Raw genomic sequence first — 15,441 nt, 5'->3', positions numbered from 1 at the left:
ACTAACTTCGACGTCTTATTATCTGCGAAACAGGGATCATTGTTTCTATCCCAAGCTCGGTTTTTCTTTGCTCGCCTTTCCAGGCATGTCCGTAAACCACTTCATATGTCAACGGATATTTCCCCTTCTCGGTTTGCAGGGCAGAGTAGTTTTGCTCAAATTGTCGCCAAGCCATTTTCCCAGTTAATCCTTGGTTTCTTTGAGGATTAATATTTTTTACTCCTTGGGCTTTTAAAGCATGTAATAACTTGGGTAGGGTTTCATAATGCACGGCCAATAATTCCATATCCATTACCGGCTCTAAAAAATGTTCTGACATCAAGCAATCACCGATATCATGCATGTCAGCAAATTCATTGACATGGGCATAATGATTTACCTCAGACCAAGCATACTTTAATTCTTTAAATGTATCCGGGCCCAAAGTAGTAAACATCAAACAACCATTCGCTTGCATGACACGATTCAACTCACGAAAAACTGGCGTCAAAGGACCGCCCCAATGAATCACTTGATTGGCAAAAACTAAATCAAACGTACCTGTAGCAAAAGGCATTTGCCGCATATCTGCAGCCACTAAAGACCACTTTCGTCGCCAACTTTGCTTTTTTTGTGCCTGCATCAACATGAACTGAGCCAAATCCAAACCAACAACCTGTGCCTTTGGATACATCTGCGTCAATTCATAAGAAAATAAACCTGGGCCGCATCCAAGGTCAAGAATGCGTTGTGGCTTCATACTCAAATACTGCAATCGATCCAATAACCGCAATCCAATCTCTTTTTGTACCTTGGCAGCAAATTCATATTCAGTGGCATGTTGATTAAATGCCTTGCTAATTTCGTAGATAACAGCCATTATAAAACCAGGAAAAATTAAAGGAATCCAACACGCGTGCGCCAGAAAATATGGAGTTTAACACAAAGTTTACGCTTGTACTCAATATGTGTTTTATGCAATCAGTTTCATCACAGCAAAATGGCAGTATGCACCTCGTGTATTGAGTTCATGACCCGCTTAGGTCCCGCCTGCCACTACTGCGCATATCCTTTGCCCGATATTCATCTGTTTGTCTGTGGGCGTTGTATTAAAAAAACACCTTATTTTGATCGCGCACTCATTAATTACGTCTTTGAAGAGCCTCTACGCAATCTTTTGCATCAATTTAAATACCGCAATGGTCTTTATCTAGGATCTTTTTTAAGTCAATTAATGGTTCACTCACTGCCAAAGGATGAAGTTATGCCTCAATGTTTAATCCCCGTCCCTATGCATCCACAACGCATTAAGTCGCGCGGATTTAACCAAGCAGCAGTTTTAGTTCGATTACTCGCAAAAAAATTACAGTTACCTTACGACTTAACCAGTTGTCAAAAAATCCTTAATACGGAGCCCCAAGCAAGTCTTGACGGCGAACAAAGACAAAAAAATTTACGTCATGCATTTAACGTCAAAAAAATTCCCTGGCACCATGTAGCAATTGTTGATGATCTCTTAACTACGGGCAGCACAGCCAATGAGCTGGCATTCACTTTAAAGAAATCGGGGGTAAAAAAAGTAGATGTATGGTGTTGCGCCCGAGCCGTGGGTAAATTATAAATTGTAGCCTGGGTGATGCGCAGCGGAACCCAGGTTATGGGTGTGTGCTTCACCCAGGCTACGATTTTATTGTTAAGGTATCTCGAGCTTTTGGGTGAGTTCGGATTCGTCAATGTTACAGTATTCCAACATCATAGAAATATCAATGCCATAAGGAGTAATCTGGTGATTCACGCCTTGAACAGTCAAAGTTCCATATCCATGCCCAAGAGATTTATAGGTTATCTCATTCTGATCTGCAAAAGATTGGATTGCTTCTTCAGCTGCCCCTAAACTGCCTTCAAAATGACCTTTATTGATATTTAATTGAGTATTTTTAATCTTAATGTGGATCATATTTTTTTCTACTGGTTTCTTTTCTTCTTTTGAAAAGAATTGAGCATAACCTTGTCCTTGTCGCGCGGTTCGCTCTTGTAGTTGCTCTAGTTTTCGATACATAATTTGTCCCTTTTTTGCATAAACTGCGCGCGATTGTAATTACTTTTCAAGCGTTAAGCAAATCCGTATTGAAACAGAAGTAAATCATCCTAAATTTAGAAAGGCCTGTTTTCATTTCGCTAAATTGAGTCAAAATGTCTAAGTGATTTGTGAGTTTTCCTTACCAAAGAACTAACTATCTCTCAGACCATTTTAGCCAAGACAGTAGAAAGCCTAGATTCGTTGCAGATCATTCATTAATAAGTGAACCAAGAGCACACAAAACACAATAACTACCAACCGATGCAATAAAAGCTCCATGGGAACAGATACTGCTTTGCCGCGGACTTTTTCAATAATTGCATAAACTATAGAACCTCCATCCAATCCTGGAATAGGAAACAGGTTAATCACGGCAACAGCCAGACTTAAGGTGGCTATAAAAAATAGAAAAACAACTACCCCTTGTGTAAGTGAAGCCACGGAAGCGGCAAAAATGCCTATAGGACCTAACAAGGCTGAAAAAGGGATTACTCCAGTAAATAATTGTTTCAAGATCATCAGGAAAAAATAAACCATATTGGCCATAAATTCATTTGTTTTCTGGATTGCATCCATAAAAGATGAAGCCTGCAGGGTACTTTTTGCCGCAGATAAATTAGGTTTAATCCCCAATTGGGTCAATAACGATCCTTTTACTCCATGAAATTGCTCATGGCTTAAATCAAGCGTTGCTTTTGCCTCTTTGCCATCGGGACGAATAAGTGTAACCGGAATATCTTTCTTTCCCCAAAGAATAACTAACCGCATGCCTACATCATTCCATGTTGGAATCGCTGAACCATTCATGGAGATGAATTTATCACCAGGAAGCATTCCCGCCTGGGAAGCGGCGCTATTAGGAAGCACTTCCTTGATTTCTGGTAACGTGTATCTAAGACCTATGCTGTACACCAAAACCAAAGCAACCCAAGCAACAATTAGATTTGCAACAGCCCCGGCCAATAAAATACAAATGCGTTGCCAAATAGGTTTTTTATCAAAGCATCCGGAGTATTGTGCAGGCTTTACTGGACTAATCCGTGTATTTTCTAATTGAACGTAGCCCCCTAAAGGAAAAAATGCCCAAACCCATTCACAACCGCTTGGACTTTGCCAGCGCAACAGCGGCTTGCCAAAACCTATGGAAATTTTTTTGATTTTTACTCCAAAAATGCGCGCTGCTATTGCATGTCCGCTCTCATGGATCCCCACTACCAAAATCAATGTAAGAATTATGGCGATAATTGCCAAAAACATAAGCTACTCCTTCACCGGGGCCGCGTGTTATCAACGATCAATTGCAATAAGGGTGTTCCTTTCTTACCATTCAATTCATAACCTTGACGATACACTTCAAAAACCCGATACGCCTGATTCGATTCACTATCAACTAACTCGACATCATCACCTTGCTCATCAATTAACGTCACTGTTAAATGAATTTCTCGAAATCCAGCGATATGATATCGTTCTTTAAATAATTCTAATACACGCGCCAAACTTTGTGCTGCTTCTTCGCCGCTATGCTCACCTTGCAGGATTATATCCATGACGATCTCCCCATAACTTGGGATTTTGTATAAAACCCTCTACTATTGTTAGCGGCCGAATAAAAATGTACTTTAATTTTACAATTATTTTTTTGAAGTCTAAGTAGAGTCAAAGTGATAATTTGGCTTCTGCTGTTTATTTATTAGATTATAGAATCATTTTTCTTGAATCAGAATAAAGAAATAAGACTGCTTGCACTACAAATTTAATGACTAATCGTTTACAATCCCACGATTAACTCAATAATTCATATTCAAATAATTTATATTTTATGGTGTTTGTTGCTTGCGGATTGAATCACAAAACTGCTCCAATAAACGTGCGTGAAAAAGTCGCCTTATCTCCGGCTACCCAGGATTCCTTGCTCCATAGCCTGTTAACTCTGCCAGAAGTGAATGAAGCTGCTATTTTGTCTACCTGTAATCGCACAGAAATTTATTGTGATGCTCACGATTCTCAGGTCATTGCACATTGGCTTACTAGAGAACATCAATTACCATTGGACTCATTGTCCCCATTTTTTTATGTTCATAAAGGCAACCAGGGAATCAAACATCTTTTACGTGTTGCCAGCGGTTTAGATTCCATGATGATTGGTGAACCTCAAATTCTTGGGCAAATGAAACAGGCGTACCAACATGCATGCAACCTTGGTGCAATAAAAACTCAATTACGTCCAATTTTTGAATATGTTTTCAGTGCTTCAAAACGGGTGCGCAACCAAAGTGGTGTTGGTTCGAATCCCGTTTCAATTGCCTATGCAGCAGTCCAATTAATAAGCCAACTTTTTACCGACTACAAATCGTTAAATGTTTTCCTCATTGGTTCCGGGGAAACCGCTTCTTTGGTTGCAAAATACTTGCGCCAGCAAGGTGTTGAACGCTTTATGATAGCAAGCAGAACACTGGAAAATGCGGAGAAACTTGCCAGTTCGTTTAATGGGCAAACCATTCCAATTACTGACATTGCCGAATATTTACCTCAAGCAGACGTCATTGTTTCTGCTACAAATTGTCCTATCCATTTTATTAATAAAAGCCTTGTCGAACAGGCATTAAATCAAAGACATCATAATCCAATGTTCTTTTTGGATTTATCTGTTCCTCGAGATGTAGAAGAAAACATTAAGGAATTAGGAAAAATACAACTTTATAACATTGATGATTTGCAAACCATGATCGATAAAGGTATGGAAGAAAGACGCTATGCTGCATTACATGCAGAACAATTAATCGATGAAGAACTGAATAAATACATTCGCAAGCATCGCTCGCTTAAAGCGAAGAAAGTCATTTGCGATTACCGCAGCCAAATGCAAGACCTGGCGCAAAAAGAATTACAACGAGCCTTGAAAAAACTTTCTGCCGGTCAATGCCAGCAGATCGTTTTAAATGAATTTAGTGAACGCCTGGTCAATAAACTCACACATAATCCTACTGCTGGTTTAAGGCAAATCGCTAAAGATGGCCGAGAAGATTTATTTACCTTGGCACAATATCTTTTTAATACAACAACACATCAATCATCCTATGAAGAAATCTCTTGAACTCAAACTGCAGCAAATGCTTGAGCGATATCAGGAAGTTGGTCGCTTATTATCTGAAGCATCGGTTATTGCCGATCAAAATCAGTTTAAGACTCTTTCCAAAGAATACGCACAACTGGAGCCTGTAGCAACATGCTATGAAACCTATATCGAAGCCAAAAATAATTTGTCTTCACTGCAGGAGCTACTCGAAAGTGAGGACCCGGAGCTGGCGTCAATGGCTGCAGAAGAATTGGAAGTTGCGCAACAAGAAGTAGAAGAACTTGACGAACAATTACAGTGGCATTTGATTCCTAAAGATCCGGATGATGAGCGTAATATTTATCTTGAAGTCAGAGCAGGAACAGGAGGCGATGAAGCCGCAATTTTTGCCGGAGATCTTTATCGCATGTACAGTCGATATGCAGAAGATCAGGGCTGGCAGCAAGAGTTAATTAGTGCAAGTCATGGCGAGCATGGTGGATATAAAGAAATTATCGTGCGCATTAGCGGTAACGCAGTTTATTCACAACTTAAATTTGAATCGGGTGCTCATCGCGTACAACGTGTTCCTGAAACTGAATCTCAAGGACGTGTCCATACTTCTGCATGTACGGTAGCGATTATGCCAGAGGTGGATGAAATTGATGATATTCAAATTAATCCTGATGATTTGCGAATCGATACGTACCGTTCTTCAGGCGCTGGAGGGCAGCACGTTAACAAAACAGACTCAGCCATACGCATCACGCATATTCCAACTGGCGTTGTAGTGGAATGTCAAGATGAACGTTCACAACATAAAAACCGTGCCAAAGCCATGTCTTTACTTAAAACACGCTTGCTGGATGCAGAACAAAGCAAGCAGAAAAAAGAACAAGCACAAACACGTAAGTCACTGGTAGGTTCTGGTGATCGTTCTGAACGAATTCGTACTTATAATTACCCACAAGGACGACTCACGGATCATCGGATTAATTTGACAATCTATCAACTTGCCGATGTGATGGAAGGCAATTTGTCCTTGGTAATTGAACCCTTAAAACGTGAATATCATGCAGAGTTGCTCGCAGAGCTAGGACGAAATGATTAGTATTCGTGAAGCTCTGGGAAAAAATCCGGATCGGGAAACAGAAATTTTACTCTGCCACACTTTACACAAAACCAGGGCTTATCTCTTTGCACATCCTGAAGCTTTATTAACTTCAAAACAATGGGAAACCTTTCAACATTTGATGTCACGAAGAGCTCAAGGGGTTCCCATTGCCTATCTCATCGGTGAGCGTGAATTTTGGTCACTTACTTTAAAAGTCAATGAACATACTTTAATTCCACGCCATGAAACAGAACGAATAGTCGAACTCGCCCTGGAACTTATCCCCAATCAACCGGATATGTACATATTGGAATTAGGTACAGGAAGCGGAGCCATCGCCTTAGCACTTGCTAAAGAAAGACCGCACTGGCACATTATTGCTGGTGATATCAGCCAAGAAGCCTTAAATATTGCTAAAGAAAACGCGCAAAACCATAGGATAAAGAATGTAAGCTTTTATCAATCCAATTGGTTTAGTAACATTCCACACCGGCAATACCATGCTCTTGTTGCTAATCCGCCATATATTTCAGAATACGATCCCCATTTACACCAAGGTGATTTGCGTTTTGAACCACGAAATGCTTTGGTGAGTAGTCAAGAAGGCTTAGCTGATCTACAATGTATTATTAAACAAGGTTATGAGCACCTTCTACCTGGCGGCCTGATCTTGCTAGAACATGGTTATAATCAAAAATTAAAAGTACAGACTATACTTAATAAGTTACAGTATAAAAACGTACAGTGTTGGCAAGACATTCAGGGAAATGACAGAGTAAGTGGGGGTTGGCGATAAATTTATTGATGATACAATGGTTTTTTGGTATACCTATCCGCTTTCTGTAAACCCAGGTTGTACACGAGTTGGGGACGGGAGCTAAAATGACCGAACAATTAATTGATAAAACCAATGAGAGACGACACAACGTGAAAAACGACGCAATAGGTAGTATGGGAATCACCCCTTACAAGGAAGCCCCAGGGGAAGAATATATGAATGAAAAGCAGTTAGCACATATTGAAAAAATATTGCTAGCTTGGCGTCAATCATTGATGGAAGAAGTCGATCGAACTGTGACGCACATGAAAGATGAAGCGGCTAATTTTCCAGATCCCTCAGATAGAGCCAGTCAAGAGGAAGAATTCAGTATTGAATTACGTACTCGTGATCGTGAGCGTAAACTAATTAAGAAAATTGAGGATGCCTTAGAACGTTTGCGAAATGAAGATTTCGGCTATTGCGAAGCCTGTGGTATCGAAATCGGCCTCAAACGTTTGGAAGCAAGACCTACTGCGACTTTGTGTATTGATTGCAAGACTTTGTCCGAGATCAAAGAAAAACAAAATCAAGGTTCCTAGTAAAAATTTCAGTTATACCTAAAAAAACGGTCATCCCTGCATAGACAGAAATGATCGAGTAGGTTGGGTCGTTTCGACCCAACAAGTACATTCCACAATCACTCATTGCATTGATAATTTTAAAATCTCGACGCCTCTAATTTAAACCTGTGTTTCAATTGTAGGGTCAAAATGACCTGAGGGATCGTCAGTTTTTTGATAAGAAACATCCACTAATTTTTTCGCCTACCTACCGCGCTTTATGCCTGAACGATCGTCAGTTTTTTAAATTTATCATGTACCACTTAAGTTTCTCTACGTACTGCTTTAAATTTCTCTACGTACTGCTTTCCTACGTAGCGCGCTTTATGCGCGGTATCCAGAACGATATTTTAAGATGCCGCTGAGCATTTCTAGAGCAAGATCCCCTGGTACGTAGACGAAGAAATTAAGCGCGGTACATAATAGAAGGTAATATAAAGTAGCGGCAGTATAAATCCCTAAATTACCCCTTCAATTTGCTGTAAGTGGCGTATCACAGATCCTTTATTTTTTTCAAAAACAGCAGCAGCATTGTGAATCATCTGCTGACGAAACTTGGGATCAGAATGCAATTTAATAATCCCATCGATTACTTCGTTTGCCTGGCGTACCAATAAAATACCCTGAGCAGCCTGTAAGTCGTTGCAAATGGCTTTAAAATTATGCACCAGACTTCCACTTAACACGGGAACATTCATTGCAATTGGTTCCAAGACATTATGTCCCCCTACCGGAACCAAACTACCTCCTACAAAAGCATAATCACTAATCTGATATAACCCTAAAAGCTCGCCCAGGCAATCTAATACCACAATCTCATTTTCAGAGCTTAGGGTATTTAAATTAGAGCGTAAGCCGGTCTTAAATCCTGATTGCATACATAATTGATAAACCGCCTGGAATCGTTCAGGATGGCGTGGAGCAATTAATAAGACAACGCCAGGAATCGCTTGTTGCAACCGTTTTAGATGAGATAAAATCTGTGCCTCTTCATTCTCATGAGTGCTTGCTGCAATAACTGCCACACGTTCGGCTCCCCAATGACTTTTTAAATCGCTAAAGCGCTTACTGTCTATCGTATTAGTCTGTAAATCAAATTTCATATTTCCCAAAATATGGACTATCTCCTTTCTTGCCCCTAACACGATATAACGTCGCGCGTCCTCTTCTCCCTGCGCTAAAATGGCAAAAAATTGATTCAGAATCGGTTTAATTAAAAATTTAATCTTTTTATACCCATTCAAAGAATCATCAGATATCCGTGCATTAGCAAGCAATAAAGGGACGTTTGCTGCCCGAGCCTGATAAATTAAATTCGGCCATAATTCAGTTTCCATAATAACACCCACACGCGGTCGAATTTGTTTAAAAAAACGTTTAAGTACGCCGGGAAGATCATAGGGTAGATATTGATGAGCCACCTTGTTACCAAAGCGTGCTTGCACTCGTTCAGAACCGGTTGGCGTCATGGTAGTAACCATTAAAGACCAATTTTTCTCCAACATGGCATCAATGAGGGGAATAGCCGCAATAACCTCGCCTAAAGATACAGCATGAATCCATACGTCAAAAGGTTTATACTCATGTTTACAAAGAAAAAAACGTTCTGATATGCGCTCCCTGTATGCAGGTAAGCTTCTCCCTTTCCACCACAAGCGAATTAGTAAAAAAGGAGTCAGCAAATACATTAAAAAAGAGTAAAGAAATCGCATATAAAACCAAACCCAAAAATCGACAGTATATACTTAAAATGTGGTATAAGCGATAAAATCAAATTTAATGACTTAATTTTAAGGGATCCTTTTTAATGTCTTTTCGGGAATTTTTTATTGTATCGACTTGGTGGGGAAAGATTATTGGCGCATTTTTTGGCTATTTAATCGATGGTCCTATAGGGGCAATTTTTGGTCTTTTAGTAGGTAATTTTTTTGATCGTGGTTTATATAGTTATTTTTCTAATCCTCATTGGATATATTACACCGAAAAACGCAAAGCAATCCAAAAAGTCTTTTTTGAAGCCACCTTTTCCATTATGGGGCATTTAGCTAAGGCCGATGGTCGTGTCAGTGAACAAGAACTGAATATGGCACGTTTATTCATGGATGAAATGCGCTTAAGCAGCGAACAAAAAACATTGGCGAAACATTTCTTTAATGAGGGAAAGCAACCTCAGTTTAACTTAGATGCCGCCCTCGAAAATTTAAAAAAAATCTGTGAAGAAAACCGTGACTTGTTACGGCTGTTTATTGATATTCAATATCGAGCAGCCCAGACTGATGGACTGGATTCAAAAAAAATCAAAGTCCTGGATAAGATTTTTTCCAAGCTGGGTTTTGCACCACTTCACAAACAATATCGCTTTTATGAAGATTTTGGCGACGCAAGTTACTCATCAGAGCCGCAAAATGATGCCAAGCAACAATCAGAACAATCGCGACAATCCGATTCGTCTTCGCAGTCGTATTCATCCTACAGCAGATATACTTATCAACCCACAAAAACAAACCTGGACTATGCTTATGCGCTTTTGGAAGTACCCTCCGATGCGAGCAAACAAGAAGTGAAAAAAGCCTATAGACGTTTATTAAGCCGTAATCATCCGGATAAATTAATCTCCCAGGGCTTACCGCAAGAAATGATAAAAATGGCAAATGAAAAAACCCAGAAAATTGTAAAAGCATATGAATTAATTTGCACCAGTAAAGGCTGGTAAACGTCACAGGCCACAAAGAGATCGTTCACATTGTTTTGCTTCATTGTAGCCTGGGTGAGCGCAGCGAAACCCGGGTTCCGCAACGCTGCACCCAGCAGGCAACTATACGGAGTATAGATGGGTCTGTAAGTATTTTTTAGGTCGCTTTTCGTTAAAAGTATGCAAAATTAAATTTTTCCTCAGTAGGCGTTGATCTTTACAGTTCAGGAACTTCCTCAAGATAACCGCTCCAACTTGACTTCTTATTTTCTGCCACTTGATTCTTGAAAAAAGCAGCGATTGGAACTAGATAAGAGTACATCCGCGGCGGAGATTTAGGTTGAAGCATAGGGAGCTTTACCATCCAACCATGGATAAATGAAAAAAGAAGTTGTCTACTGTATTCATAATCGTGATGGGCTCCCGGTATTTCTATAGCTAAATAATTGTTTTTATTTTTTGCAAATTCCTTTTTTCTTGCTGCCATTTCTTGCTTGATTAGGTCATAATCAAACTGACCAACAATATCAAAAACAGGCATATTTAATTCAAGTTTTTTATCTGCAGTTGGAGGAGTGTTGTAGGCAGACAAGAGAATCAAACCTTCAATTTGGGGCACGGGAGGTTTTCCCAAATATTCGAATGTTTGTTTTAATTGTTCTCCATAGTGCACCATCACAACCCGTATATTTTTTTGTTTGCGTAAAGCAGCAACCACCTCGGGAAATTGTTTGATCCAGGGTACAGTAATGCTGCTGTCGTTATTGAGCAATACAACCTGCCATCCACTTTGAGCTAATTCATTTGCCAGATTATCCAACAATAGAGAGGAATGTGCTTGTGAACCACCATTGACTAAGAGAACTGCCCCATATTTTTCTTTTTTTGGAGACCAGTAAGGTAAATCGATGTTTTTACCGTCAACTTTGATCACCAATGTGTCTGCAAATAAAGTTGAGCATACGAAAAAAAAGATTAGGACTGTCCTTGTAATATATTTCATATCATCCTAATAAATGAGCCTGAATCGATTGAAAATGAACTGTAGCCTGGGTGCAGCGTAGCGGAACCCGGAAAAATTTAACCATCTCTGCCCGGGGTTCCGCTACGCTGCACCCAGGCTACATTGAAGGATAGTACTTCATCTAATCCGTCAACTCGATACCTGCTTGATCCAACATTTCTCTGGCTCTATCGCCCAGGATCTTATGCGCCAATGCAGTTGGATGTACTAAATCAAAAAATAGAAACCCAGTACAACCATCCGCATTCATTTCATGTTTCACAGAGGTCACCATTTTTAAGACCGATGTTTTTGTTATATCCTCAACTACAGAATTAACGCAGGTACCTGTTATATTTGTAAAACCATAATTTTCAGGAACCGTCATGACTTCTTCAAAGGCTTTATGCAGATCATAATACAGCCACTCTACATCCGGGTATTCTTGCTGAAAATCATCCATTGATTTCCTTAATAAATTATTATGTTCCTTGGCAAAATAGGTCATCGCATCAACTGAATCAAATTCAATTGCAGCGGGAGTTCGTCCTAAATCGGGTAAGTTAACCACCAAAATATGTTTTGCACCTTTTTCTACCAAACGCTGAATGCTATGCACAATACCTGCATGCACATCGTGAAGTGTTTTTTCAATTTCTGCGGGAAATGCAAGATAGTTATTTGCGCCTATCCATATAACAAAAAGACTGTCTTCACTCGCTTTGTCATTATGTTCTAATAAATAATTTTTTACTTCTCTTCTCAAAGTAAACAATACTTCATCATCTCCTTCTTCCTCAGACACACCAGCGCCACCATATGCATAATCTAATAGATGCTCAGTAGGGTTTTCAGGAAAATAAGAGGCAATTACATGCTCAATCCAGACGGGGCCATTAGAGAAACGTCCTTCAAAGTATGGAGGGGATGGAGGTAATTGATGTTTCATAAATTTATATAAATTACCGTTATCAGACAAACTATCACCAAATACAACTATATTATGAAGAGGTGTAGCCCAAACAATTCCAGAAAATAAAAATGCCCCTATAGTTGCTAACAGTTTCATGAATACCCTTAAGTTCTAATCCTAAAAAAAGCAGTGACATCTTATCACAAATGGCTACTGCACTGAATTTTGAAGAGTGTATCTGGTTATTTTAAAAACAAAGTCAATCCGCATTATAGTATGAAAAATCGTTCATAAGCAATTTTTTTGCATAAACCTATATTTTATTATTTTTATATATTTATCAATGGGTTAAATAAAATCAAACTCCATAAAAATAGCCCTCCAGGTCAAAATCATGCTTATTTCATAAACAAAAAAACAACCTTTGGGGTTTTTCGATTGCTCCCCAATCAAAAGAAATTTATATTAATATTTTTGCTGGGAGGCTTAAGTAATGACTTTTAAACAAAAATTTATCCTCAAATGTCTTGAGTGTATGGAACAAATTCTTGCTCACGATGAGGAGTTAGCAGAAGCAGTTCATCATTATACTGAAAATAAAGTTCCTACTTCGCGCTACCAACTTAACACCAAAATAACGGATGCATCGCAATGGAATGAACAAGACAAGCTCAGCTTGAGCGCCACTGTTTTTGAAGCAATTGCGCGTAGCTCTTTATCATTTTACTCGGAAAGTGATAAGCGTGCTCAGGAAGTAAATGCTGCCAATGAGGCATTTCTGGATAAATACCTACCTAGGATGACTGAAAATACCAATTCAAATAACAGGATTGATTCAGTAAAAAAAAATATCGAGCAAATTAAAACGGAGCTTAAAAACAAAATAGAAAACAATGAAAATCCCTATTCCTTTTTTACTCCGGTGACTGCTGGTTTGGTTGTCATGGCTGCAGCTGCAACAACAATAGCATTATTGTCTTATAAAGCGTAGAAATCTAACCGACCCAGATGCAGCGAATTGTCTCTTGATCAAATCCCTGCCTACACCCCGCGGCTTGTCCGCAGGATCCGTTATTTTAGCATATTCCCTGGATCCCGCGGACAAGCTGCGGGACGTCGGAGTAGCGCTGGACTGGTTTTGCAGCGAATATAGAAGATTCGGTCCCACGAAGCAGAACCCGGATTAGCCGATTCTTTCCTCGACCTTCCTTTATGCTCCACTACCAATCAAAGTTATTTTTAACTGGCGTCCACAAACCCAAGCTTTGGTTAAATCACTCATTACTTCTTTAGGCATACCTTTAGGTAAACGCACCGTTGAATGATCTTCATGAATTTTAAGGCCAGTAATGTGTTTACTTTGCAAACCCGCTTCATTAGCAATCGCGCCAACAATATTGCCTGGTTTTACTCCATGAATTTTACCTACATCGATTCGGAATAAATCTTGACCTATAAATTCGTCATTGATTTTTTTACGTCCTTCGCGAAAACCTTTCTTGTCTGCAGCAAACCCTTTTCGCTCATCGCGAGAGCGCTCAAATTTACCACCATGCTCACGACTTTCTTTAATTGGACGTGGTGATTTCGGCAAAGCTTGCTCTTTTTGCCAAGGTAAATCTTTGTTTAACAATAAAGCAAGTGTGGCAGCAACATCTACTGCAGAAACATCATTTTCTTTAATATATTCTTCAATAATTCGTTTGTATGAAGGTAAGTTTTCATGTTCTAAACGTGCTGTGATGCTCGCCATAAAACGTTGCTGGCGTGCAACCTGAATCGTATGGTCATTGGGTACAGTTACCTTGGAAATACGCTGACGTGTATGTCGCTCAATACTTGTAATTAAACGTGATTCCTTAGGGGTTACAAATAAAACAGCCACTCCGGAACGCCCAGCTCTACCTGTTCTTCCAATGCGATGTACATAGGTCTCATTATCATGCGGTAAATCATAGTTAATCACATGAGTTACCCGCTCCACATCCAGACCACGAGCAGCAACGTCTGTAGCGACCAGGATATCAATTGCTCCTTGTCTGAACTGTGCGATAATGCGTTCACGTAAGGCCTGGGTAATATCACCATGAATGGCCATGGCTCGTAGCCCTTGTTGTTGTAATACTTCGGCAACTTCTTCAGTACTGCTTTTAGTGCGCACAAATACAATAACACCCTGATATTCTTCTACAGCCAGTACTCGCAATAATGCATCAGGCTTTTGATGCCCTGAAGCAAATAAAAAGCGCTGCTCAATACTTTTTACTGTAGCTGTTTCTCCGCGTATCTCGATAGAAGCAGGATTATGCAAATAAGTATTGGCAATTTGGCGTATACGATGGGGCATAGTTGCTGAAAAGAGACCTATTTGTTTCTTTTCCGGCAGTTTTGCCATAATGGTTTCAATATCTTCAATAAACCCCATACGTAACATTTCATCTGCTTCATCCAGAATGAATGTACGCAAATTATCTAATTGCAAAGTACGTCTATCGATATGATCTAAAATGCGCCCTGGAGTTCCAACCACGACCTGAGCACCTGCTCTTAATTGTTTTAATTGACGACCGTAATCTTGTCCGCCGCATAGAACAGCAACAGTGGTTCCACGTTGCTTGGCACTTAATAATTCAAACTGTTCTGCAACCTGAATCGCTAATTCACGAGTAGGGGCTAAAATTAAAGCTTGAGTACTCTGTACATTAGGGGTTAAATTTTGCAATATAGGCAAGGCAAAAGCAGCAGTTTTTCCTGTTCCTGTTTGTGCTAGAGCAATCGCATCCCGACCTTCCAGAAGCAAAGGAATCGTTTGAACTTGAATTGGCGAAGGAGTGGTAAACTTCATATCCTCTAGTGCTTTGTTTAAAGCATCTGAAAAATTGAAGGATATGAAGCTTGTGATTTCTTGAGACATAAAAATCCTGATCGATTAAAAAATAACCTACAAAAGGCCGAGTGATATAAAATTGAACAGTATAATAACAAAATAAACAGAATAATGCACTATATTTATGAAATGATTAGGGAAAGCATCAACTGAAATATAAGCTATGAAGTCCAAAGCGATAATTGGAGTGAAGTAACTATAACACGACTTTTTCTAAATTGCGTCCCCCACCTTACTGCCGTAGCCTGGCTGCTCGCAGCCAGGATTTATTGGTACATATTCTATAAGATAATCTTGGTTGCAAGCAACAGGTTACATCTTTTATTTGGGAACAT

Annotated in this window: 15 protein-coding genes; 7 read left to right on the top strand and 8 right to left on the bottom strand. The window is 39.6% G+C overall.

Annotated features, from left to right (window positions below; genetic code table 11):
• Position 1 precedes the first annotated feature (1 nt).
• Positions 2–859: a malonyl-ACP O-methyltransferase BioC gene (gene bioC / locus FOLKNPGA_RS03155; RefSeq protein WP_182351715.1), complete on the bottom strand. Its 858-nt coding sequence runs from the start codon at positions 857–859 to the stop codon at positions 2–4.
• 36 nt (positions 860–895) lie between these two features.
• Between bioC and FOLKNPGA_RS03150 the strand changes: the two genes are divergently transcribed.
• Positions 896–1,600, top strand: a complete 705-nt coding sequence (locus tag FOLKNPGA_RS03150; protein ID WP_370529179.1) for a ComF family protein — start codon at positions 896–898, stop codon at positions 1,598–1,600.
• A 72-nt stretch (positions 1,601–1,672) separates the two neighbouring features.
• Here FOLKNPGA_RS03150 and FOLKNPGA_RS03145 read toward each other — a convergent pair whose 3' ends face one another.
• The 3 genes from FOLKNPGA_RS03145 to FOLKNPGA_RS03135 all read right to left on the bottom strand — a co-directional run bounded on the left by FOLKNPGA_RS03145 (position 1,673) and on the right by FOLKNPGA_RS03135 (position 3,609).
• Positions 1,673–2,038 (bottom strand): hypothetical protein, encoded by a 366-nt coding sequence (locus FOLKNPGA_RS03145; RefSeq protein WP_182351714.1) that lies wholly within the window; start codon positions 2,036–2,038, stop codon positions 1,673–1,675.
• A gap of 213 nt (positions 2,039–2,251) precedes the next feature.
• Positions 2,252–3,316, bottom strand: a complete 1,065-nt coding sequence (locus FOLKNPGA_RS03140; protein ID WP_182351713.1) for an RIP metalloprotease — start codon at positions 3,314–3,316, stop codon at positions 2,252–2,254.
• 11 nt (positions 3,317–3,327) lie between these two features.
• Positions 3,328–3,609, bottom strand: a complete 282-nt coding sequence (locus tag FOLKNPGA_RS03135; RefSeq protein WP_182351712.1) for a hypothetical protein — start codon at positions 3,607–3,609, stop codon at positions 3,328–3,330.
• Positions 3,610–3,881: 272 nt separating this feature from the next.
• Here FOLKNPGA_RS03135 and hemA point away from each other — a divergent pair, with 272 nt between their 5' ends.
• The 4 genes from hemA to dksA all read left to right on the top strand — a co-directional run bounded on the left by hemA (position 3,882) and on the right by dksA (position 7,590).
• Complete coding sequence (hemA, locus tag FOLKNPGA_RS03130; RefSeq protein WP_182351711.1) at positions 3,882–5,156, top strand: glutamyl-tRNA reductase; 1,275 nt, start codon at positions 3,882–3,884, stop codon at positions 5,154–5,156.
• Positions 5,140–6,228 (top strand): peptide chain release factor 1, encoded by a 1,089-nt coding sequence (prfA, locus tag FOLKNPGA_RS03125; protein WP_182351710.1) that lies wholly within the window; start codon positions 5,140–5,142, stop codon positions 6,226–6,228. The genes hemA and prfA overlap by 17 nt, the downstream gene beginning before the upstream one ends.
• A complete protein-coding gene (gene prmC, locus FOLKNPGA_RS03120) occupies positions 6,221–7,027 on the top strand; it encodes a peptide chain release factor N(5)-glutamine methyltransferase (protein WP_182351709.1) in 807 nt (268 codons plus the stop codon). Before prfA ends, prmC begins: the two co-directional genes overlap by 8 nt.
• A gap of 86 nt (positions 7,028–7,113) precedes the next feature.
• A complete protein-coding gene (gene dksA, locus FOLKNPGA_RS03115) occupies positions 7,114–7,590 on the top strand; it encodes an RNA polymerase-binding protein DksA (RefSeq protein WP_031562609.1) in 477 nt (158 codons plus the stop codon).
• 479 nt (positions 7,591–8,069) lie between these two features.
• Here dksA and waaA read toward each other — a convergent pair whose 3' ends face one another.
• Positions 8,070–9,323, bottom strand: coding sequence for a lipid IV(A) 3-deoxy-D-manno-octulosonic acid transferase (gene waaA / locus FOLKNPGA_RS03110; RefSeq protein WP_182351708.1), 1,254 nt, complete (start codon positions 9,321–9,323; stop codon positions 8,070–8,072).
• Between the two features lie 95 nt (positions 9,324–9,418).
• Here waaA and djlA point away from each other — a divergent pair, with 95 nt between their 5' ends.
• Entirely contained in the window at positions 9,419–10,324 is a 906-nt protein-coding gene (gene djlA, locus FOLKNPGA_RS03105) for a co-chaperone DjlA (RefSeq protein ID WP_182351707.1), read from the top strand.
• 196 nt (positions 10,325–10,520) lie between these two features.
• On the opposite strand, the gene FOLKNPGA_RS03100 is transcribed toward djlA, so the two are convergent.
• Both FOLKNPGA_RS03100 and plaA read right to left on the bottom strand, forming a co-directional pair.
• A complete protein-coding gene (locus FOLKNPGA_RS03100) occupies positions 10,521–11,306 on the bottom strand; it encodes an alpha/beta hydrolase (RefSeq protein WP_182351706.1) in 786 nt (261 codons plus the stop codon).
• 142 nt (positions 11,307–11,448) lie between these two features.
• Positions 11,449–12,375 carry a GDSL family lysophospholipase PlaA gene (gene plaA / locus FOLKNPGA_RS03095; RefSeq protein ID WP_182351705.1) on the bottom strand — a complete coding sequence of 309 codons (927 nt, stop codon included), beginning with the start codon at positions 12,373–12,375 and terminating at the stop codon, positions 11,449–11,451.
• A gap of 337 nt (positions 12,376–12,712) precedes the next feature.
• On the opposite strand from plaA, the gene FOLKNPGA_RS03090 reads away from it, so the two are divergent.
• Positions 12,713–13,210: a hypothetical protein gene (locus FOLKNPGA_RS03090; RefSeq protein ID WP_182351704.1), complete on the top strand. Its 498-nt coding sequence runs from the start codon at positions 12,713–12,715 to the stop codon at positions 13,208–13,210.
• 219 nt (positions 13,211–13,429) lie between these two features.
• On the opposite strand, the gene FOLKNPGA_RS03085 is transcribed toward FOLKNPGA_RS03090, so the two are convergent.
• Positions 13,430–15,133, bottom strand: coding sequence for a DEAD/DEAH box helicase (locus FOLKNPGA_RS03085; RefSeq protein ID WP_182351703.1), 1,704 nt, complete (start codon positions 15,131–15,133; stop codon positions 13,430–13,432).
• Positions 15,134–15,441 lie beyond the last annotated feature (308 nt).

The sequence above is a fragment of the Legionella sp. PC1000 genome (genome assembly GCF_014109805.1).
Taxonomy (GTDB): Bacteria; Pseudomonadota; Gammaproteobacteria; order Legionellales; family Legionellaceae; genus Legionella; species Legionella resiliens.
The sequence above is the reverse complement of the archived record's forward strand: the minus strand, read 5'-3'. Positions and strand labels throughout refer to the sequence as shown.